This is a genomic window from Aeromicrobium erythreum (assembly GCF_001509405.1).
Lineage (GTDB): Bacteria > Actinomycetota > Actinomycetes > Propionibacteriales > Nocardioidaceae > Aeromicrobium > Aeromicrobium erythreum.
Genome location: NZ_CP011502.1, coordinates 933566 through 951594, shown reverse-complemented (window position 1 = coordinate 951594; position 18029 = coordinate 933566). Strand labels below are relative to the sequence as shown.

The window sequence follows — 18029 nt, the reverse complement described above, 5'->3', positions numbered from 1 at the left end:
CGGACACCTCCTACTTCTCGACGGTCGACGCGCCGCGACGGGCGGCGCGGCCGCGCACGGCGGCCACGGCCATCGCGACCAGCGCGAGGACCAGCACCGCGTACACGACCTTCGCGACGGGCTCGCTCCACAGCGTGGAGACCTGGCCGCCGGACAGCGCCAGGGCCTGGGTCAGCTGGTTCTCCAGCGACGGGCCGAGGATGACGCCGACGATCAGCGGCAGCACCGGCAGTCCGAAGCGGCGCATGGCGACGCCGAGGAAGCCGAGCACCAGCAGCAGGGCCAGGTCGAACGGCTCGAAGCTGACGCTGTAGGCGCCGAGGGACGCGAAGAACAGGATGCCCGCGTACAGGTAGGGCCGCGGTACCCGCAGGAGCTTCGCCCAGATCGGCGCGAGCGGCAGGTTCAGCACCAGCAGCAGCGTGTTGGCGACGAACAGGCTGGCCAGCAGGGTCCACACGAGCGCGGGCTCGTTGTCGAAGAGCTGGGGACCGGGCTGGATGCCGTAGGACTGGATGGCGTTGAGCATGATCGCGGCCGTGGCCGTGGTGGGCAGGCCGATCGCCAGCAGCGGCACCATCGTGCCCGCGGCCGACGCGTTGTTCGCGGCCTCCGGTCCGGCCACGCCCTCGATGGCGCCCTTGCCGAACTCCTCGGGGTGCTTCGTGAGCCGGCGCTCGGTGATGTAGGACAGGAAGGTCGGCACCTCGGCGCCACCGGCGGGCAGCGCGCCGAAGGGGAAGCCGAACGCGGTGCCGCGCAGCCACGGCTTCCAGGAGCGGCCCCAGTCCTTGCGGTCCATCCAGGGGCGGCCGACGGGGATGACCTGCAGCGGCCGGCGGCGCAGGTGCGCCGCGACCCACAGGGCCTCGCCGATGGCGAAGATGGCGACGGCCACGACGACGACGTCGATGCCGTCGGCCAGCAGCGGGCTGCCGAACGTGAGCCGCGCCTGCCCGGTCGACGTGCCGACCAGCGCAATGGCGAGGCCGAGGAACAGGGCGATGAAGCCGCGCATCTTCGAGCTGCCGAGGACGGCCGAGACGGCGACCAGCGCCAGCAGCAGGATCGCGAAGTACGACGGTGCGCCCAGCTGCACCACGGCCGAGGAGACCTTGGGCGCGAACAGCACCAGGAGCGCGGTGGCGATGGTGCCGGCGACGAAGGACCCGATGGCGGCGGTCGCGAGGGCCTGGGCGGCCCGGCCCCGCTTCGCCATCTGGTTGCCCTCGATCGCGGTGACGACCGACGAGGACTCCCCTGGCGTGTTGAGCAGGATCGACGTCGTCGACCCGCCGTACATGCCGCCGTAGTAGATGCCGGCGAACATGATGAGGGCGCTGTCGACCGGGACCGTGTAGGTGATCGGGAAGAGCAGGGCCAGCGTCATGGCCGGCCCGATGCCCGGCAGGACGCCGACGGCGGTGCCGAGCAGCACGCCGATGACGGCGTACAGCAGGTTCTCGGGCGTGAGGGCGTTCATCAGCCCGTCGAGGAACAGGTCCATCAGAGCACTCCGTCCAGGATCCCCGCGGGGATCGGCAGACCCAGGCCGACGTAGAAGCCGTACCAGGTGATGAGGGAGAGGGCGGCGCCGATGGCGACGTCCTTGAGCAGCGTGCGGCTGCCGAGCGCCCAGGCGCAGCCAGCGAAGAGCAGCGCGCCCGTGATGGCCCAGCCGAGCGTGTCGACGAGGAGCACGTTCGCCAGGAACACGCCGGCGAGCTTCGCGACGGTGAACCAGTCGCTGGGCTCGGTGAGGTCGACGTCCTCGCCGCCCTCCGGCTCCGCGACGTTGCCGCGCGCCGTGGCGACGGCGAGCGTCGCGGCCAGCACCAGCAGCGCGGTGCCGACGACGTAGGGCAGGAACGACGGCTGCACGGGCTGGTCGGCGAAGCCGGGCCGCAGACCCGTGGCGTCGACCACGATGACGACGCCCACGACGGCCAGGAAGGCCGCGAGCCCGTACTGGGCGCGGTCGACGACGCGAGGTCCGTCCGGACCTGTCGTCGTCTCGGTGGTGGTGCTCATGACAGTCCCAGCTCCTTCAGCGTCGAGTCGACGCGCTCGTCCTGCTCGGTCAGGAAGGTCCCGAACTCCTCGCCGGTGGCGAAGGCGTCGATCCATCCGTTGCGCTTCAGCGCCTCGCGCCACTCGGGCGTGTCGTGCATCTCGGTGACCAAACCAGTCAGGTACTCGCGCGTCGCGTCGTCGATGCCAGGCGGGGCGAGCAGACCGCGCCAGTTGGTGAAGACGAGGTCGATGTCGGACTCGGTGAGGGTCGGGGCGTCGATCCCCTCGAGACGCTCGTCGCCGGAGACCGCCAGCACGCGGAGCGAGCCGTCGTCGATCTGGCCCTGGAACTCCCCGAGGCCCGACGTGCCGACCTGGATCTTCTCGCCGAGCAGGGCCGTGGTGAGCGGGCCGCCGCCGTCGTAGGCGATGTAGTTGACGTCCTTCGGGTCGATGCCGAGGGTCTGCGCGAGCTGCATCGGGAAGAGGTGGTCGGGGCCGCCGGGCGACGAGCCGCCGCCGACGGTGACGGAGCGCGGGTCCTTCTTCCAGGCGGTGACGAGGTCGTCGACCGTCTCGAACGGGGAGTCCGCGGGCACGAGCAGCCCCTCCTGCTCCTCGACGAGCCGCGCGATGGGCGTCGCCTTCGAGACGCGGGCCGCCGAGTCGTTGGTGTACGTCGCGCCGACGACGCCGAGGCCCATGAGCATGACGAGGTCGTCGGCGCCGCGCTCGTTCAGCAGTCGCTGCATGGCGACCGTGCCGCTGGCGCCGATGACGTTCGTGATCTCGAAGCGACCCGTGAGGTCGTCCTCCTCCATCACCTGTGCCGCGGCGCGACCGGTGAGGTCGTAGCCTCCGCCCGGGCTGTTCGGGATCATCATGCGCAGACGGCGGTTGTCGGGGTCGTCGCCGCCACGCGTCACGCCGCACGCGCCGAGCGTCGCGGCGAGTGCGAGGACGAGCGCCACGACGGTCGCCGTCCGGGTCCTGCGGGGGCGACGTGCGGATCGTCGCTGACCTGTGTCGGCCATCACACCTCCTGGTGGGTCGACCCGAGCATGACGGCGAACGTGGCCTGCGTCACGATTGGGTGCGCAAAGGAGGTTGTGTTCGTTGTGGTCGCCGCGACCGGGCCGACGTACGTTGGCCGGTCAGTTCCTGCTGCTCCAGCTCGCCGTCGTCGCGCTCGTGCTGGTGATCGTCGGCGTGCTCTCGCTGCAGCAGGCCACCCGCGGGTTCGAGGACGACCGCGGGGCGCGGCTGCGCTCGACCGCGGAGTACCTCGCGAACGTCGCCGTCGTCCGCTCGCGTCTCGGCTCGACCGACGCGTCGCGCGTGCTCGCGCCGGCCATCGACCGGGCGCGGTCGCTGTCCGGCGCCGACGTCGTGTCGGTGACCGACCGCACGGGCCGGGTGGTCGCGTCGTCCAGGCCGTCGCTGGTGGGCACGGAGGCGCCGCTCGGGGGCAGCCGCGTGCTGGAGGGTCGGGGGTGGACCGGGTCGGTGCCGACCGACCGGGGGCGCACGCTCGCCGGGCACGCCCCTGTGCTGGCCGACGACGGGTCGTTCGCGGGTGCCGTGCTGGCGGAGCAGAAGTACCCGACGGCCTGGCAGCGCGCGACCAACGCCGCACCCGACCTCGCGCTCTTCCTTGGGGTGGGCGCGGGCCTCGGGATCCTCGGCTCCTGGACCGTGTCGCGCATCGTGCGCCGACGCACGCGTGGGCTCGCCGCCGGTGACTTCGCCAAGCTCGCCGACCACCGCGAGGCGCTCCTGCACGGCATCCGCGAGGGCGTCCTGGGCGTCGACCCCGACGGTCGGGTCAGCATGGTCAACGACGCGGCCCTCGAGCTGCTCGGCCTCGAGGGGCCGGTGCTGGGCCGCCGGGTCGTCGACGTCGCCCCCGAGCCCGACGTCGCCGCGCTCCTGCAGGACCAGGGCGACGCGAGCGACGTGGTGCTCGTGACGCGCGACCGCGTGCTGGTGCTGAACCGGCGCCGCGCCGCGACCCGGGGCGAGGGGGTCGGCACCGTCGTGACGATGCGCGACCGCACGGAGCTCGTCGAGGTGCAGCAGCAACTCGGCTCGAACCTGACCATCACCGACGCGCTGCGCGCGCAGACGCACGAGTTCGCCAACCAGCTGCACACCATCGGTGGTCTGCTGGAGCTCGACGAGCCGGAGGAGGCGCGCGCCCTCGTGACGCACATCGTGGGATCGCGCGCGGCACGGCAGGACGACCTCGCCGACCACGTGGAGGACCCGGCCACGGCGGCGCTGCTGCTCGCGAAGTCGAGCCAGGCCGACGAGGCGGGCGTGCTGCTCAGCCTCGACCCGGACTGCGAGATCCCCCCGCTCGGCACCGGTCTCGCGGCCGACGTGACGACGATCCTCGGCAACCTCGTCGACAACGCCGTCGACGCGTGCCGCGGCACGCCGGGCGCGGAGGTGCGGGTGACGGGGCGCGCCGACGACGACGCGCTCGTCCTGGAGGTCGAGGACAGCGGCGACGGCGTGCCCGCCGAGCTGCGGTCGGCGGTGTTCGTGCGCGGCTACTCCACCAAGCCCGACGTGCTGGGCGGCCGCGGCGTCGGCCTGGCGCTGGTGCGGCTCCTGTGCGAGCGACGTGGTGGGTCGGTGACGATCGACGCCGCGCGGCCTAGCCTGTTCCGCGTGGTGCTGCCCTGGGAGTCGACGTGACGTCGGTGCTCGTCGTCGACGACGACTTCATGGTCGCGCGGCTCAACGCCCGGTTCGTCGAGCGCACCGAGGGCTTCGAGGTCGTCGGCGTCGCCGCGAACGGCGAGGAGGCGATCGCGCTGTGCGCGGCGCTCGACCCCGACCTCGTCCTCCTCGACGTGCACCTGCCGGACCTCGGCGGGCTGCAGGTGCTCGCCCGGCTGCGCGAGGCGGGCAGCCGAGCGGGCGTGATCATGGTGACGGCCGAGCGCGACGCCGACACGGTGCGTGCCGCGGTGGCGGGCGGCGCGATGCAGTACGTCGTCAAGCCGTTCGAGCAGCACGACCTCGCGGAGCGTCTGCACCGCGTCCGCAACGCCCTCCTCGCCCTGGGCGAGGGCGACGCCGACCAGGCCACCATCGACCGTGCGTTCGGCGCGGCGCGCAGCCCGTCCAGGGTCGCTCCCCTGCCGAAGGGGCTCAGCCGGGAGACGGCGCAGCTCGTCGAGGGTCTGCTGGAGCAGGACGAGGAGGTCTCCTCGTCCGACGCCGCCGAGCGGCTCGGCCTCTCGCGCGTGACCGCGCGTCGCTACCTCGAGCACTTCGTGACCACGGGCGAGGCGCAGGTCCGGCTGCGCTACGGCGGCGCTGGACGCCCGGAGCGCCGCTACCGTCGCCCCTGACGATCCTCGACGCCGGCTCTCGGGACCTTCGTCCGTCCGCGTCGGGCCCTTCGCCTTCCCCTGACTGGGCCGTGTGGCACCCTTCTGCCATGCAGACCACGACCTCGCTCCCGACGTCGCTCGTGCGCCCGGCGCCCGCGCCGCGCCCGAGCCCGGTGTGGTCGGCGGTCAGCGCGGTCCTCGTCGGCGGGCTCACCGTCCTCGACCGGCTGCTGGAGTCCGTCGGTCGCTGACCGCGACACCCCGGTCGGTCAGTCGTCCCGTCCGTCCGCCTCATCGCGGATCGCCCGGCCCCTCCGCTCGTCCTCGCGCTCCTTCTCCTGCGCCTTCTCGATGCCGCGCTCGTCGCGCGGCGGCAGCTGGATCTCGCGCTCGGCGGCGAGACCCGCCTGCAGCTCACGACCACGCTCGAGCTCGGCGTCGACCTCCGCACCGAGCAGGAGGGCGAGGTTCGTGATCCAGAGCCACAGCAGGAACACGACGACGCCCGCGAGGGACCCGTACGTGGAGCTGTAGCTGGCGAACGTGGCGACGTAGAAGCCGAACGCGAGCGACGCGAGCGCCCAGACGACGATCGCGAACGCGGCGCCGACGCTGATCCACCGGAAGCTGGGCTGGCGGACGTTCGGGGTGGCGTAGTACAGGATCGCGACCACGAGCACCACGACCAGCACGACGACCGGCCACTTGGCGACGTCCCAGACCATGACGACCGTGGAGCCGAGGCCGACAGCGTCGCCGACGGCCTGCGCCACCGGGCCGGTGAGCACGAGGGCCAGCGCGACCAGCGCCACCAGGACCAGCGTCACGACGGTCACGAGCAGCATCACCGGCCGCAGCTTCCAGACCGGCCGGCCCTCGCGGATCTCATAGACCCGGTTCATGGCACGCCCGAACGCGTTGACGTACCCGGACGCCGACCACAAGGCCCCGAGCAGTCCGACGACGAGGGCGATCCCGGCGCCGGGCGCGTCCGCGAACGACTCGATCGTCGGCCGCACCGTGTCGACGACGGACGCTGGCGCGACGCTCCCGACGACGTCGAGCAGGGCCTGGATCGTCGATCGTCCCTGCCCGAGCAGCCCGAGCAGCGACGTCAGGGCGATCACCGCGGGGAACAGGGCCAGGACGGCGTAGTAGGTCAGGGCGGCGGCGAGGTCGGTGCACTGGTCGTCGGAGAACTCCCGGACGGCCTTGCGGGCGACGTACGTCCACGAGCGACGTCCGAGGTCGGTCGGCGACTCGGGCTTGCGCTCGTCGTCGGGGTCGGGGTCGCTGTGTCGAGGTTCGGCGGTGCGGGGGTGTCGGGACATGGGGCTCTCTCGCTCTCGGTGGCTCGACCGGTCCGGTCGGCCCTGCTGTGCAGGACCGACCGGACCAGAGTGGTGCGGGTCAGGTGCCGGGTGCGTCGTCCTTCACGGCGTCGGCGGCCTCCTGGCCCTGCTGCTGGACGGTCGAGGCGGACTCCTGTGCGGACTCCTTCACGTCCGAGGCGGCGTGCTTGGCCTCCTCCGTCAGGTGCTGCGCGACCTGCTGGCCGGCGTCCTTGGCCTCGTCGAGCACCGGCTGCGCATGCTCCTTGGCCGCGTCGACGACACGGCTCGCAGCCTGGGCCTCCTTGTCGCTCGGCGGGATCAGCGAGGAGACCACGAGACCGAGCCCGAAGGCGACGAGCCCCGCAGCGAGCGGGCTCCCCTCGGCCCGGGACGTGAGGCCGTCGACGGCACCGCTCACGCTGTCACCGGCCGAGGAGGTGGCGTCGCCCAGGGAGCTGCCGGCGTCCTGCGCCGATCCCATGAGCTTGTCCTTCGCGCTCGTGACCTTGGTCCTCGCGCCCTCGACGCGACGGTGGACCGCGCGGCCGGGGCTGACCTTCTCGGCCAGCGCGTCGACGTCGCGGGAGAGGTTGCGCCTGCTCTCCTGCAGGTCCTGCTCGGTCAGCTGTTGCGGTTCGTGGCCCATGACACGTCCTCCTTGAGGTTCCTGCGGGTGGGGTCGATCGGGTTGCGGATGTCTCGCGCCTTGGCTCGGCCGAACAGCGCGAGGGCGACGGCGGCGAGCGTCCAGACGCCGAACACGATGAGCGCGGCCCAGGCCGTCTCCATCGCGTCGTCGAGCAGGTACATCACGAACAGCGACAGGAACAGCAGCGCGAACCAGCCGCTGACCGCTGCGCCACCGAAGGCGCCGCCGGCCTTGCCGGCCTTGGCGACCTCCTGGGTCACCTCGGCCTTCGCGAGCTCGAGCTCGGAGCGGACCATCGTGCTGAGGTCGTCGGCGATGTCACCGACGATCGCGCCGATCGAGCGCTCGTCGTCCTGGGGCTGCGCGGCACCGGGTGCGGGCTCGGTGCTCACGCCGTGACACCTCCGGTGCCGGCTGTGCCGACCGACGTCGGCGACGCCGTGTGCTGGCCGCTGGTGCCGGGCGACGCCTTCGCGCCGCGCGCGAGCCGTCCGGCGACCACACCGGCGGCTGCCGCGCCCAGGAGGAAGGTCCCGGGTCGGCGGCGTGCGAAGGAACGGACGTCGTCGAGGACGGCGGTCGGCTCCCGTCCGTCGAGGTGGCGGCCCAGGCCGCGCACCTGCGTGGCGAGCTGGTGGGCGAGCTCGGTGGCCGCGCCCTGCTGGTCGCTGGCGCCGGCCATCGACTCGAGCTCGTCACCGAGCTCCCCGAGTCGCGACGACAGGGCCTGCAGCTGGGTCCGGGACTGCTCCTGGACCTGCTGGCGGGCCTCGTCGACCAGGCTGGCGGCCTTGTCCTTGGCCTCGGCCGCCACGCTCGCGGCCTCGTCCTTGGCGGTGGAGGCCACGTGGGCGGCCTGGTCCTGGGCGGTGGACGCGGCCTGCTTCGCCTGGTCCGTCGTGCCACTGTGCGCGGTGTCCCCGGCGGGGTCGAGCGGGGGCAGTGGCGCCTGGTCGGTCCCGGGTTGGTCCAGGACCTCACCGATCGGCTCGGTGAGGCGGGTCTCGCGGGGGTCTGCGGAGCTCGGCTCCGAGGTCCAGTCATGCGGTTGGGTCATGAGGTCCTCCGTGGTGGGATGGTGACTCACCTCGTACCCGTGGGCCTGGGTCCGTAACGACGGGGCACGCGCGCAGGCCCTGCGGCAGGGTCCCTGCGCCCGCGCCAGGCCTGCCGGCACAGGCGTCGCGGACCGTCCCAGCCCGGCGCAGAAACCAGACCCGGACGTGCACCTGCGGCTCCCCGGTCGCACGACGCGGGAGGGCCGACGCCGTCCGTCGCCCTGCCTGGCGCGACGGGCGGCCGTCGGGCGATGATCGCCCTGATCCCTCCCGAGACAGGACCCTGTACCCATGGCAGCGAAGCCGAACGTCACCGACCTGGCCGTCGCGGAGAGGGCCGACCTACACGCCCTCGTCACGTCGCTGTCCCCCGAGGAGTGGCACCGGCCGTCGCTCTGCGAGGGCTGGACCGTGCGGGACGTGGTCGTCCACGTCGTCAGCTACGACGAACTCGGCTGGAGCGGCCTGCCCGGCGCGTTCCTGCGGGGCGGCCTGAGGGTCGATGCCGTGAACCAGCACGTGCTGGAGCGCTACGCGGACCTGACCGTCCCCGAGGTCGTCGGCCTCGTGGCGAGGTCGTCCAGGCCGCGCGGGCTGACGTCGGGCTTCGGCGGGGCCATCGCGCTCACCGACGGGCTCATCCACCAGCAGGACGTCCGCCGTGCGACCGGTCGGGTCCGCACCATCCCCGAGGACCGTCTGACGGTCGCCCTGGACTTCGCGCTCAGGGCCCCGACGCTGCCGGCGCGCGGCCACGCCCGGGGGCTCCGCCTCGTCACGACCGACCTCTCGTGGGAGCGCGGCGACGGCCGGGAGGTCCGCGGGCCGGGCGAGGCGCTCCTCATGGCCGTCGCGGGTCGGTCCCAGGCCCTCGGCGAGCTCGAGGGGGACGGCGTCGCCACCCTCGCACGTCGTCTGGGAGCGGTCTCCTAGACCGCGTCCCACCGAGACGCTCGTCGGGCGACCGCGTGGTCGGGATGACAGGATTTGAACCTGCGACCCTCCGCTCCCAAAGCGGATGCGCTACCAAGCTGCGCTACATCCCGATGCCCCCGCGCGGACGGCGCGGTGGGGCGAGGCACGAGTGTAGCCCCGTGGGGGCGGGGCTCAGGTCGCCGCGGGGCGTCCCTCGGGCTGCTCCTCCTCCGCGACGTGGCGCTGACGCGTGTTGAGGAAGTGCCGCTCGACGAGCAGGTAGAAGCCGTAGCAGATCACCATCACGACGGGGACCACGAGGAACGTCAGCACGAAGTACTGCGTGACGGTGCTGAGGCCGAGGGGCAGCAGCAGGAGGTTCGCCAGGCCGATCAGCGGGCTGTGGCACAGGTAGAGCGTGTAGGAGAACAGGCCGAGCCGCAGCAGCGGAGCGCTCGAGAGGAGCCGCAGCACCGCGGGACGGTCACCGCGCAGGTAGACGTGGCCGGCCCACACGAGCAGTGCCGCGACGGCGAGGCCCAGGGCCATCTCGGGCCAGTAGGTCGTCTTGTACAGCCAGTCGCGGTGGTTGATCTTCGCGCTGCGGGCGACGAAGAGCGCCACCGGCGCGGCGAGCAGGAGCGCCAGGCCCACCCAGCGGGCGACCTTGTCGGCGCCGGGCCTCAGGGTCAGCTGCGCGGCCCACATGCCCGCGGCGAACAGGCAGATGTACCAGGGGTGCATGAACTCGTAGCTGCCGCCGATCGCCAGCCAGCCGGTCCAGACCGCCGTCACCAGCACGACCAGCGACGGGGGCACCAGCCGGAACAGCGGCAGCAGCACGAGCGCCATGATGAAGTAGATCTGGAACTCGGCGGCGACGCTCCACAGCGGTCCGTTGATCTCGCCGAACCAGTCGCGGTCGAGGTTGTGCACCATCAGCAGGTGCGAGACCAGTCCCTCGGTCGTCACGGGGATCTTGGTGTCCCACTGGGTGTTGCGGGGCTCGCCCATGATCGGGACGAACCAGATGAGCACCAGTGCCATGAGCAGCGAGAAGTAGTACGGCGGGAGGATGCGCCGGCTGCGTCGCTTGACGAAGTCCCAGGTGCCGCGACGGAAGCGCAGACCCTCGGGGTTCGTCGCCACGGGGAGCATGAGCAGGTAGCCCGACAGCACGATGAAGATGGCGACCCCGACGTAGCCGGAGCTGATCGCCCACGACCACGTCGGCATCGCACGGTACGCGTCGCCACGCTCGCCCGTGTAGAGGAACGTGTGGTACAGCACCACCGACAGGGCGGCCAGGCCACGCAGGCCGTCCAGGTACGGGAACTCGATGCGCTTGCTCACCGAGCCAGCCTAGGCACCCACCGGTCCCCCGGGGTCACCTGCCCTGTCGTGTCGCGCCGCTCACCCGAACCAGCTGATGTCGTCGGTCCCGTCGCCGTCGTAGTCGCCGACGACGGCCTGGTAGACGGCGCCGCCGTCGAACGAGCGCACCGACGTGACCTTGGGCGTACCCGTGCGCCGCAGCGTGGACCACTGCACCTCGCTGACCGAGCGGGGCCCGTACCAGAGCACCTCCGCGCCCGGCGTCGAGCGGTCGAAGTCGCCCGCGACCGGGACGCGACCGGCCGTGCGGGTCGCCGAGTCGACGGCGAAGGACGTGCGGGCGGCCGAGGAGCCCTTCCACCAGACCGTCGCCCGCGCCTGCCCCGGCACGTACCAGAGCAGGTCGTCGAACCCGTCGGCGTCGAAGTCGGCGACGGCCGGGGCCGTGGTGCCCGGCCCGGGGATGTCGCCCTGGCGGCGCGCCATCGTGCCGGCCGCCGCGTCCCAGGTCCACCGCTCGTCCGACGCCTTGCCGGGCACGTACCACCACAGCTCGTCGCCGGGGCGTCCGTCGACGTTCGCGACGATCGGGACGGCGGTCCGGTCCTGCGCGAGCGGGATCTTCTGCCAGCCGCCGGCCCGGGACAGCCACAGCTCGTCACGGCGGGCGTTCGGCTCGTAGTGGCGCTTGTTGCGCGGGTCGAGGAAGTCGTTGTGCGGGTCGGCGCCGGGCTGGTACCAGTAGACGTCGGTGTGACCGTCGCCGTCGAAGTCGCCGGAGACGGGCACGAACGCACCGGCCTGGCGCACCAGCGCCGCCGAGCCCGACTGCAGCGTCCGGGCCCCCTTGGCTCCGAGGCGTGCGGCGTCCGCCCGACCCCAGCCGCCGTAGTAGCCGACGTCGTCGATGCCGTCGTGGTTCAGGTCGGCGACGAACGGCACGAACGCGCCGCTCGCGTCCTGCTTGACGCGGGTGAAGGCGCCGTTGCCGCCGAACCACGTGCCACCCTCGCGACCGGGCGCGGCGGCGACGGCCCGCTGCCGGATCGAGACGCGCTTCGTGCGCGGGTCGACCGTGAACTCGGCGGTGCGCAGGGTCCGGCCACCGGTGCCGGTGCTGCCGCTGGCCGTCGGGTAGGCGTGGTACGCGAGCAGGTGGCGACCTCGGGCGTCGGTCAGGGCGTCCGCACCGCCCGGGCCGTACGAGCCGCGCGCCGACGTGAGCAGCCGGTTCGACCCGGGACGCGTGCAGGGCGCCGACGGACCGCGCTTGCACACCGCGTAGCCGGTCGCGTAGCGGGTGCTCGTGTACTCGTTGCCGGAGTAGAAGAGGACGTAGACGCCGTTCACCTTCGCCATGGACGGGTTCTCGACGACGCGGCCCTCCCAGGAGCCGCGCGGGGTCGTGAGCAGCCGCACGGGCTTGGACCCCTTGAGGAAGCGCGTGCCGCTGGAGTCGAGCCGGCGCGACCAGAGGGTCGGCAGGTTGCCCTGCAGGTTGCCCTCCGTCTTGTAGAGCAGGTAGGGGCGGTTGTTCGCGGGGTCGGTGAACACCTCCGGGTCGATGACGCCGGCCGGGTCGCGGCGCGTGTCGGTGCGCACGATCGGCGAGGAGGAGACGGACGAGTAGAGGCCCGTCGCGACCGACGACGCTGCGCGGTAGATCGCGAAGCGGCCGTAGGAGGAGTAGCGGTCGGACACCTTCACGGCGCTGAACAGCACCCACCGTCCGCCCACGAAGTCGAAGCCGGGCGCCCACATCTCGCGCGGGTCGCAGCCCGAGCGGGTGCGGGGCGTCTCCGTGCACGACGCGTACGAGCCCCAGCGCGGTGCGTCGATCCCGTCGTTGAAGAAGCCGCGGCCCTCGCCGTCGCGCGTGCGGTTGCCGTCGGCGTACTGCGTGCGGGCCGTCCAGAGGCTGAGGTCGCCGGACCAGACGAAGGGCAGGTCGCTGCCGCCGTGGTTCGTCGACGTCGCGAGCACGTACGGACCGAGGGAGACCGCGCTCGGGTCGGGGTGCTGCTGTCCCTGCAGCGGCACCCCGGGCTTCAGCCAGTCGTTCGGCTTCTTCGGCGACGCGCCCGTGGCGGGGACCGCCGCGAGCACGAGGGCGGTCGCCACGGCGACCACGATCCGTCCAGTCCTCATGGAGTGACAGTAGGTCGCGTCCTGCCCTCGTGGGGACGAACCGGCCGATCCGTCCGCAGCCGCCGCTCGGTGCGTCGCCATGAGTCCGGCCACAGGCCCGGGGTTCGACGTGCGGAGGCGCCGATTCGGTTGAACAGTGAAGGAGATGGGCGCGGCCGACCGCCGCCGCCCGTACCCGATCCGAAGGAGAGAGATGACCACCGTCTTCGACCCGATCACCGTCGGCGCCTGGACGCTGCCGCAGCGCTTCGTCATGGCGCCGCTCACGCGCAACCGTGCGGAGGCAGGCGGCGTGCCCGGCGACCTCGCCGCCACGTACTACGGGCAGCGCGCCGGTGCCGGCCTGATCGTCACCGAGGGCACGCAGCCCTCGGCCGTGGGCCAGGGCTACCTCGACACGCCGGGTCTGCACTCGTCCGAGCAGGTCGCGGGCTGGCGCAAGGTCGCCGACGCCGTGCACGCGCGCGACGGCCGCATCGTCGCGCAGCTGATGCACGTGGGTCGCATCGCGCACCCCGACAACAAGGACGGACTCGAGACCGTCGCCCCGAGCGCCCTCACGGCCCCCGGGGAGATGGTGACGGCCGACGGGCAGAAGCCCCACGTCGAGCCGCGCGCCCTGGAGACGTCGGAGGTGCCCGGACTGGTCGAGGAGTTCGTGCAGGCAGCGCGCAACGCGGTCGAGGCCGGCCTCGACGGCGTGGAGGTGCACGGCGCGAACGGGTACGTCCTGCACCAGTTCCTCGCACCGTCGACGAACGAGCGCACCGACGAGTACGGCGGAAGCCCCGAGAACCGGGCACGCCTGACGATCGACGTCGTGCGGGCCGTGGCCGAGGCGATCGGGGCCGAGAAGGTCGGTCTGCGCATCTCCCCCGCGCACAACATCCAGGGCGTCCTCGAGACCGACCCCGACGACACCCGCGCCACCTACGAGGCGCTGGTCGACGGCATCGCCGACCTCGGCATCGCCTACCTGAGCATCCTCGGCGACCCCGAGGGCGAGCTGTTCCAGGACCTGCGCACGCGCTTCGGCGGCACGGTCGTCGCGAACACGGGCTTCTCGCAGGTGACCGACCTCGACGAGGTGAAGCACATCGTCGACGGCGGGCTCGCCGACCTGGTGGCCGTCGGCCGTCCGTTCCTCGCCAACCCCGACCTCGTCGAGCGCTGGCGCGACGGCACGGAGCTGAACGAGCCGAACCCGGACACCTTCTACGGCGGTGGCGCCGAGGGCTACACCGACTACCCGACCCGCGACGCGTCCTGACCGATGGCGCGCGTCGTGGTGGTCGGAGCCGGGCTGTCCGGTGTCGTGTGCGCACGCGAGCTCGTGGCCCACGGGCACGAGGTCGTCGTCCGCGACACCGGGCGGCGTCCCGGGGGTCGCATGGCCCTGCGCCGCCACGACGGGCGCGTCGTCGACATCGGCGCGAGCTACTTCACCGTCCGTGACGACGCGTTCGCCGCCGTCGTGGACGACTGGGAGCTGCGCGGCCTCGCGCGACCTTGGACCGATCGGTTCACCACTTGGACGCCCAGCGGTCGCGAGGTCAAGCCCGGCCCGCTGCGATGGGCCGCGCCCGACGGCCTGCGCAGCCTCGTGGAGGACCTCGCCGGACGGCTCGACGTGCGCAGCGCCGCCCCGGTGGGCCGTGTCGAGGTCGGTCCGGAGGGTCCGAGCGTCGACGGCGAGCGGGCCGACGCGGTCGTGCTCGCCATGCCCGACCCCCAGGCCCGACGTCTGCTCGAGCCGGGCACCCCGGCCCACGACGTGCTCGACGACCCCTACGAGCCGGCGCTCGCGCTGACGGCCGGGTGGGACGAGCGGACGTGGCCCGACGAGGACGGCATCTTCGTCGGCGACCACGCCGACCTGGCGTGGGTCGCCGACGACGGTCTGCGGCGTGGCGACCGCGCGCCCGTCCTCGTCGCACACAGCACGGCCGGTCGGGCCGAGCAGCACCTCGACGACCCGGCGTCGGCCGCCGGACCGATGCTGGCCGCGCTCCGCGAGGTCGTCGAGGTCCCCGACACCGAGCCGAGCCTGGTGCACGTGCAGCGGTGGACCTTCTCGCGGCCCGCGCACGGGCACGACGCCACGTTCCACCTCGGGGACGACGGGGTCGGCGCGTGCGGCGACGCGTGGGGTCCTACGTCGTCGGTGGAGACGGCCTACGTGTCAGGCCGGTCGCTCGGGCTCGCCCTGGTGGAGCGCCTGGCCTGACACGGTCGGCGTCGGACTACCGCACGCGCACCGTCAGCGACGACGAGCGGCTCGGAGCGACGAGCTCGCTGCCGAGGTAGCGCACCTCGTAGCGATGCGTGCCCTTCGCGGTGGCCTTGAGCCGCACCGACGCACGGCCCTTCACGAGCGCGACGGTGGCGACGACCTTGCCGGCGCGTCGCACCTGCACGCGACCAGTCGGCACCACACCCGACGAGACGACGCGCGTCGCGAGCACGAAGGTCTGGCCGCGACGCACCGACGTCGACGACGCCGACACCCGGGTGGTGGACGACGCGCGCGCGACCTCGACGGTGACGGGCGCGCTGGTGCTGGCGCCCGCGAGCGCGGACCCTGCGAAGCGCGCGGTCAGCGTGCGGCGTCCGGGCTCCAGGCCCGACAGGTCGAGCGTGGCCGACCCCGACTGCAGGGCGCCCGTCGCGACGACCTTCGCGCCGTCGAGCACCTCCACCTCGCCCGACGCGCTCGCGCCGGAGACCGTGACCTGCGCCGTCGTGCGCGTGCCGAACGCCCAGCCGCGCGCGACGTCGATCGTGGTGGTCGTGGCGAGCGCGTCGGCGAACGCGTCGGTCGCGCGGCCCAGACGCAGGAAGACGGTCTCCCCCGTCGCGTCCTTCAGGCCGTCGTTGTCGGTGACGCCGTAGAGCGATCCGTCGGCGGCGATCGTGAAGCCCTCGAGCTTCTCCTGGACCCAGCCGTTCGGGGCCTTCAGCGCGGGGAGCACGTCGATCGCGAGCTTCTTGCCGAGCACGGGCAGGTCGCCGTCGAGGCCGGTGAGGCCCTGCGCGCCCGAGGACACGTCGACCGTGTAGACGCGCTTGACGCGGGCGGACGGACCGTTCAGCTTGTCGCGCTCGACGACGGCGAGCGTGTCGCCGTCGACCGCGGTGACCTCCGAGAGACCCATCCAGTCACCAGCGCCCTGACGGGGCGCGTTCAGCCGGTAGCCGAACCAGTGCCAGGTCGCGTCGGCGACGTCGTACCGCCCGATCCGGGTGACGTCGGCGCCCTCGTACGGGTCGAGGTCGGCTGCCGACGGGTCCTTCCAGAGCGGACGCTGCAGGACCGTCCAGACGTGCTCACCTGTGGCGTCGTTCGTGGCCGTGACGCCCTCGAACCCCCACTTGCCGACGTGGGCCGCGACGTCCTGCGGCAGGGCCACCTTCTGCTGCACGACGCCGGCGGCGTCGGTGCGCACCAGCTGGTTGCCCGACCCGGTCGATCCCTCAGAGGCCAGCCAGAAACCGCCCTGCGGGCGCGCGAACAGCCCCTCGACATCGAGCGTCAGCGGGCTGCCGCCCTCGGTGACGACGGTCTCGTCGGTGATGACGGCCGGCGTGCGGGAGACGTCGACGCCGAAGATCCGGCCCTTCGTGAGCACGCTGTCCGACGCCGCGTAGACGCGCTGGGGGTCCGTCGGGTCGCCGCTGAGCGCTCCGAGCGCGGACCAGCCGATCGGCGCGCCGTCGCGTCCGTCGACCGACTCGATCGTGGGGAACGCGGGAGCAGAGTCGCCCAGGCGGTAGAGGGCGACCGAGGAGCGGACGCCGGTGCTCGGGCTGTCCACCTCGCTGGAGACCGCGAGCAGCCCGCGCGACGGGATCGGCAGGATGCCCTCCGGCCCGTTCGTCGTCGGCAGCGCCTGCAGGTACCGCGGCTTGGCAGGGTCGCTCAGGTCGTAGACCGCCACGACGTTCGAGCGCTCGGAGCCGACGAACGCGTACCGCGTGCCGTCGATCGTGGCGAGGGAGAGACCCTCCAGCTCGATGCCCTTCTTGCCGGCACGGTCCTCGTTGTGCAGACCCAGGCGCACCGCCTCGCGCTCGAGCGTGTTGCCGGAGTCCCAGGCCACCGCACCGGTGCGGGCGTCGAAGACGGTCCAGCCGCGCGTCCCGCCCTTCCAGTCGCCCTCGTTGGCCGTCGCGACGTGCTGGTCGTCGACCCACCCGATCGCGTCGGGCTCGCGCGGCACGTCGGTGATCGAGCCGGTCTGGTCGATCTGGCCGTCCTTCTTCGTGTCGATGCCGCTCACCGTCGAGCGACCGGCGCTGAACACCTTCGTGACGGAGGCGCTCGCGAGGTCGACCAGCGCGACCGCGTTGTTCTCCTGCAGCGTCACGGCCGCCTGGCCGGCACCGTTGATGCTGACGTACTCCGGCTCCGGGTCGGTCGGCGCGACCACGCCCGCCTCGGTGAACGACGGCAGCGCGGACCCGTCGGCCTGCGTCAGCGGCACCTTCGTGGCGGACCAGTCGGCGACCGGCCCGGAGAGGTCGAGCACCTGCAGGAAGCCGGCGGGCAGCTGCGGCAGGTCACCCTTGCTGCCACCGCTCGGCTTGAACTCCTCGTCGCGCTCGTTCTCGATCGCGACGATCCCGCGGTTCCCGGAGACGTCGATCGAGTCGGGCTGGCCCCCGAGGTCGATGCTGCGCACCCGCTTGGCGTCGGCGAGCCGGACGACGTCGAGCCGGCCGCTCGGCTGCGTGAACGACTCGCTCGTGTTGACGACGACGAGCACGTAGGCACCGTGCACCGCGACCGACGTCGGCTCGTCCTCGGCGTCGCCGAGCTGGGCGAGCGACAGCGAGCCCGCCCCCCGCGGGTCGCTGGCGTCGCTGATGTCGAGGAAGCCGATGCGCTTGCCGACGGCGTCGGTGTAGACGAGCGTGTCGCCGTCGTCGGAGACGTCGGAGATCTCCGCGACCGTCTCCGACGACGACGGCAGGTCGGCGGGCAGGTTCTTGTAGACGGGGTAGGTCGCCGTGCGCGTGAAGGCACGGTCCGGCTCGGCGGCGACGGAGGGCGACGTGGCCGCGGGGACGGCCAGGGCCACGGCGGACGCCGCGAGGGCGGTGACCACGGTGACGGGACGACGAAGGTTCACAGGTGCTCCTGGTCGGGGGGAGGAGGATCGAGCGAAGACTGTCGGCGTCCGCGGAACGGACCTCGTCGCCGCGGTGAACGGCGCACGAACCTAGGCTG

At 72.8% G+C, this 18029-nt stretch carries 16 protein-coding genes and 1 tRNA gene; 6 read left to right on the top strand and 11 right to left on the bottom strand.

Annotated features, from left to right (window positions below):
- Window positions 1-10: 10 nt before the first annotated feature.
- From Aeryth_RS04545 to Aeryth_RS04535, 3 genes are read right to left on the bottom strand one after another with little or no spacing between them, the layout of a single operon-like run.
- Window positions 11-1507: a tripartite tricarboxylate transporter permease gene (locus Aeryth_RS04545; protein ID WP_067855232.1), complete on the bottom strand. Its 1497-nt coding sequence runs from the start codon at window positions 1505-1507 to the stop codon at window positions 11-13.
- Window positions 1507-2031: a tripartite tricarboxylate transporter TctB family protein gene (locus Aeryth_RS04540; RefSeq protein WP_067855227.1), complete on the bottom strand. Its 525-nt coding sequence runs from the start codon at window positions 2029-2031 to the stop codon at window positions 1507-1509. Before Aeryth_RS04540 ends, Aeryth_RS04545 begins: the two co-directional genes overlap by 1 nt.
- Window positions 2028-3047, bottom strand: a complete 1020-nt coding sequence (locus tag Aeryth_RS04535; protein WP_067855224.1) for a Bug family tripartite tricarboxylate transporter substrate binding protein — start codon at window positions 3045-3047, stop codon at window positions 2028-2030. The genes Aeryth_RS04540 and Aeryth_RS04535 overlap by 4 nt, the downstream gene beginning before the upstream one ends.
- Before the next feature lie 82 nt (window positions 3048-3129).
- On the opposite strand from Aeryth_RS04535, the gene Aeryth_RS04530 reads away from it, so the two are divergent.
- From Aeryth_RS04530 to Aeryth_RS17830, 3 genes are all read left to right on the top strand, one after another.
- Complete coding sequence (locus Aeryth_RS04530) at window positions 3130-4716, top strand: sensor histidine kinase (RefSeq protein WP_083516255.1); 1587 nt, start codon at window positions 3130-3132, stop codon at window positions 4714-4716.
- Complete coding sequence (locus Aeryth_RS04525; protein ID WP_083516254.1) at window positions 4713-5378, top strand: response regulator; 666 nt, start codon at window positions 4713-4715, stop codon at window positions 5376-5378. Before Aeryth_RS04530 ends, Aeryth_RS04525 begins: the two co-directional genes overlap by 4 nt.
- An 89-nt stretch (window positions 5379-5467) precedes the next feature.
- Complete coding sequence (locus Aeryth_RS17830) at window positions 5468-5611, top strand: hypothetical protein (RefSeq protein ID WP_158509171.1); 144 nt, start codon at window positions 5468-5470, stop codon at window positions 5609-5611.
- Between the two features lie 18 nt (window positions 5612-5629).
- Here Aeryth_RS17830 and Aeryth_RS04520 read toward each other — a convergent pair whose 3' ends face one another.
- The 4 genes from Aeryth_RS04520 to Aeryth_RS04505 all read right to left on the bottom strand — a co-directional run bounded on the left by Aeryth_RS04520 (window position 5630) and on the right by Aeryth_RS04505 (window position 8400).
- Entirely contained in the window at window positions 5630-6691 is a 1062-nt protein-coding gene (locus Aeryth_RS04520; RefSeq protein ID WP_067855217.1) for a YihY/virulence factor BrkB family protein, read from the bottom strand.
- 79 nt (window positions 6692-6770) lie between these two features.
- On the bottom strand, window positions 6771-7340 hold the full coding sequence (locus tag Aeryth_RS04515) for a DUF3618 domain-containing protein (protein WP_067855214.1): 570 nt from the start codon (window positions 7338-7340) through the stop codon (window positions 6771-6773).
- Complete coding sequence (locus Aeryth_RS04510) at window positions 7316-7735, bottom strand: phage holin family protein (RefSeq protein ID WP_067855211.1); 420 nt, start codon at window positions 7733-7735, stop codon at window positions 7316-7318. The genes Aeryth_RS04515 and Aeryth_RS04510 overlap by 25 nt, the downstream gene beginning before the upstream one ends.
- Complete coding sequence (locus Aeryth_RS04505) at window positions 7732-8400, bottom strand: hypothetical protein (RefSeq protein WP_067855208.1); 669 nt, start codon at window positions 8398-8400, stop codon at window positions 7732-7734. Before Aeryth_RS04505 ends, Aeryth_RS04510 begins: the two co-directional genes overlap by 4 nt.
- Before the next feature lie 292 nt (window positions 8401-8692).
- Between Aeryth_RS04505 and Aeryth_RS04500 the strand changes: the two genes are divergently transcribed.
- Entirely contained in the window at window positions 8693-9334 is a 642-nt protein-coding gene (locus Aeryth_RS04500) for a maleylpyruvate isomerase family mycothiol-dependent enzyme (protein ID WP_067855205.1), read from the top strand.
- Between the two features lie 36 nt (window positions 9335-9370).
- On the opposite strand, the gene Aeryth_RS04495 is transcribed toward Aeryth_RS04500, so the two are convergent.
- From Aeryth_RS04495 to Aeryth_RS04485, 3 genes are all read right to left on the bottom strand, one after another.
- Window positions 9371-9447: transfer RNA gene (locus Aeryth_RS04495), tRNA-Pro, on the bottom strand.
- A gap of 61 nt (window positions 9448-9508) precedes the next feature.
- Window positions 9509-10669 (bottom strand): acyltransferase family protein, encoded by a 1161-nt coding sequence (locus Aeryth_RS04490; RefSeq protein ID WP_067855201.1) that lies wholly within the window; start codon window positions 10667-10669, stop codon window positions 9509-9511.
- A gap of 60 nt (window positions 10670-10729) precedes the next feature.
- The gene (locus Aeryth_RS04485; RefSeq protein WP_083516253.1) at window positions 10730-12799 is read right to left on the bottom strand and encodes a family 43 glycosylhydrolase; all 2070 of its coding nucleotides are present in this window, start codon (window positions 12797-12799) and stop codon (window positions 10730-10732) included.
- 193 nt (window positions 12800-12992) lie between these two features.
- Here Aeryth_RS04485 and Aeryth_RS04480 point away from each other — a divergent pair, with 193 nt between their 5' ends.
- Window positions 12993-14069: an alkene reductase gene (locus tag Aeryth_RS04480; RefSeq protein WP_067855195.1), complete on the top strand. Its 1077-nt coding sequence runs from the start codon at window positions 12993-12995 to the stop codon at window positions 14067-14069.
- 3 nt (window positions 14070-14072) lie between these two features.
- Entirely contained in the window at window positions 14073-15026 is a 954-nt protein-coding gene (locus tag Aeryth_RS04475; RefSeq protein ID WP_067855191.1) for an NAD(P)/FAD-dependent oxidoreductase, read from the top strand.
- Between the two features lie 16 nt (window positions 15027-15042).
- Here Aeryth_RS04475 and Aeryth_RS04470 read toward each other — a convergent pair whose 3' ends face one another.
- Window positions 15043-17931, bottom strand: a complete 2889-nt coding sequence (locus tag Aeryth_RS04470; protein WP_083516252.1) for an esterase-like activity of phytase family protein — start codon at window positions 17929-17931, stop codon at window positions 15043-15045.
- Between the last annotated feature and the right edge of the window lie 98 nt (window positions 17932-18029).

What these genes read in the sequence shown, in the direction of transcription:
- Aeryth_RS04545 (WP_067855232.1), bottom strand. Translation starts at nt 1,507, where the DNA reads ATGGACCTGTTCCTCGACGGGCTGATGAACGCCCTCACGCCCGAGAAC.
- Aeryth_RS04540 (WP_067855227.1), bottom strand. Translation starts at nt 2,031, where the DNA reads ATGAGCACCACCACCGAGACGACGACAGGTCCGGACGGACCTCGCGTC.
- Aeryth_RS04535 (WP_067855224.1), bottom strand. Translation starts at nt 3,047, where the DNA reads ATGGCCGACACAGGTCAGCGACGATCCGCACGTCGCCCCCGCAGGACC.
- Aeryth_RS17830 (WP_158509171.1), top strand. Translation starts at nt 5,468, where the DNA reads ATGCAGACCACGACCTCGCTCCCGACGTCGCTCGTGCGCCCGGCGCCC.
- Aeryth_RS04520 (WP_067855217.1), bottom strand. Translation starts at nt 6,691, where the DNA reads ATGTCCCGACACCCCCGCACCGCCGAACCTCGACACAGCGACCCCGAC.
- Aeryth_RS04515 (WP_067855214.1), bottom strand. Translation starts at nt 7,340, where the DNA reads ATGGGCCACGAACCGCAACAGCTGACCGAGCAGGACCTGCAGGAGAGC.
- Aeryth_RS04505 (WP_067855208.1), bottom strand. Translation starts at nt 8,400, where the DNA reads ATGACCCAACCGCATGACTGGACCTCGGAGCCGAGCTCCGCAGACCCC.
- Aeryth_RS04500 (WP_067855205.1), top strand. Translation starts at nt 8,693, where the DNA reads ATGGCAGCGAAGCCGAACGTCACCGACCTGGCCGTCGCGGAGAGGGCC.
- Aeryth_RS04485 (WP_083516253.1), bottom strand. Translation starts at nt 12,799, where the DNA reads ATGAGGACTGGACGGATCGTGGTCGCCGTGGCGACCGCCCTCGTGCTC.
- Aeryth_RS04480 (WP_067855195.1), top strand. Translation starts at nt 12,993, where the DNA reads ATGACCACCGTCTTCGACCCGATCACCGTCGGCGCCTGGACGCTGCCG.
- Aeryth_RS04475 (WP_067855191.1), top strand. Translation starts at nt 14,073, where the DNA reads ATGGCGCGCGTCGTGGTGGTCGGAGCCGGGCTGTCCGGTGTCGTGTGC.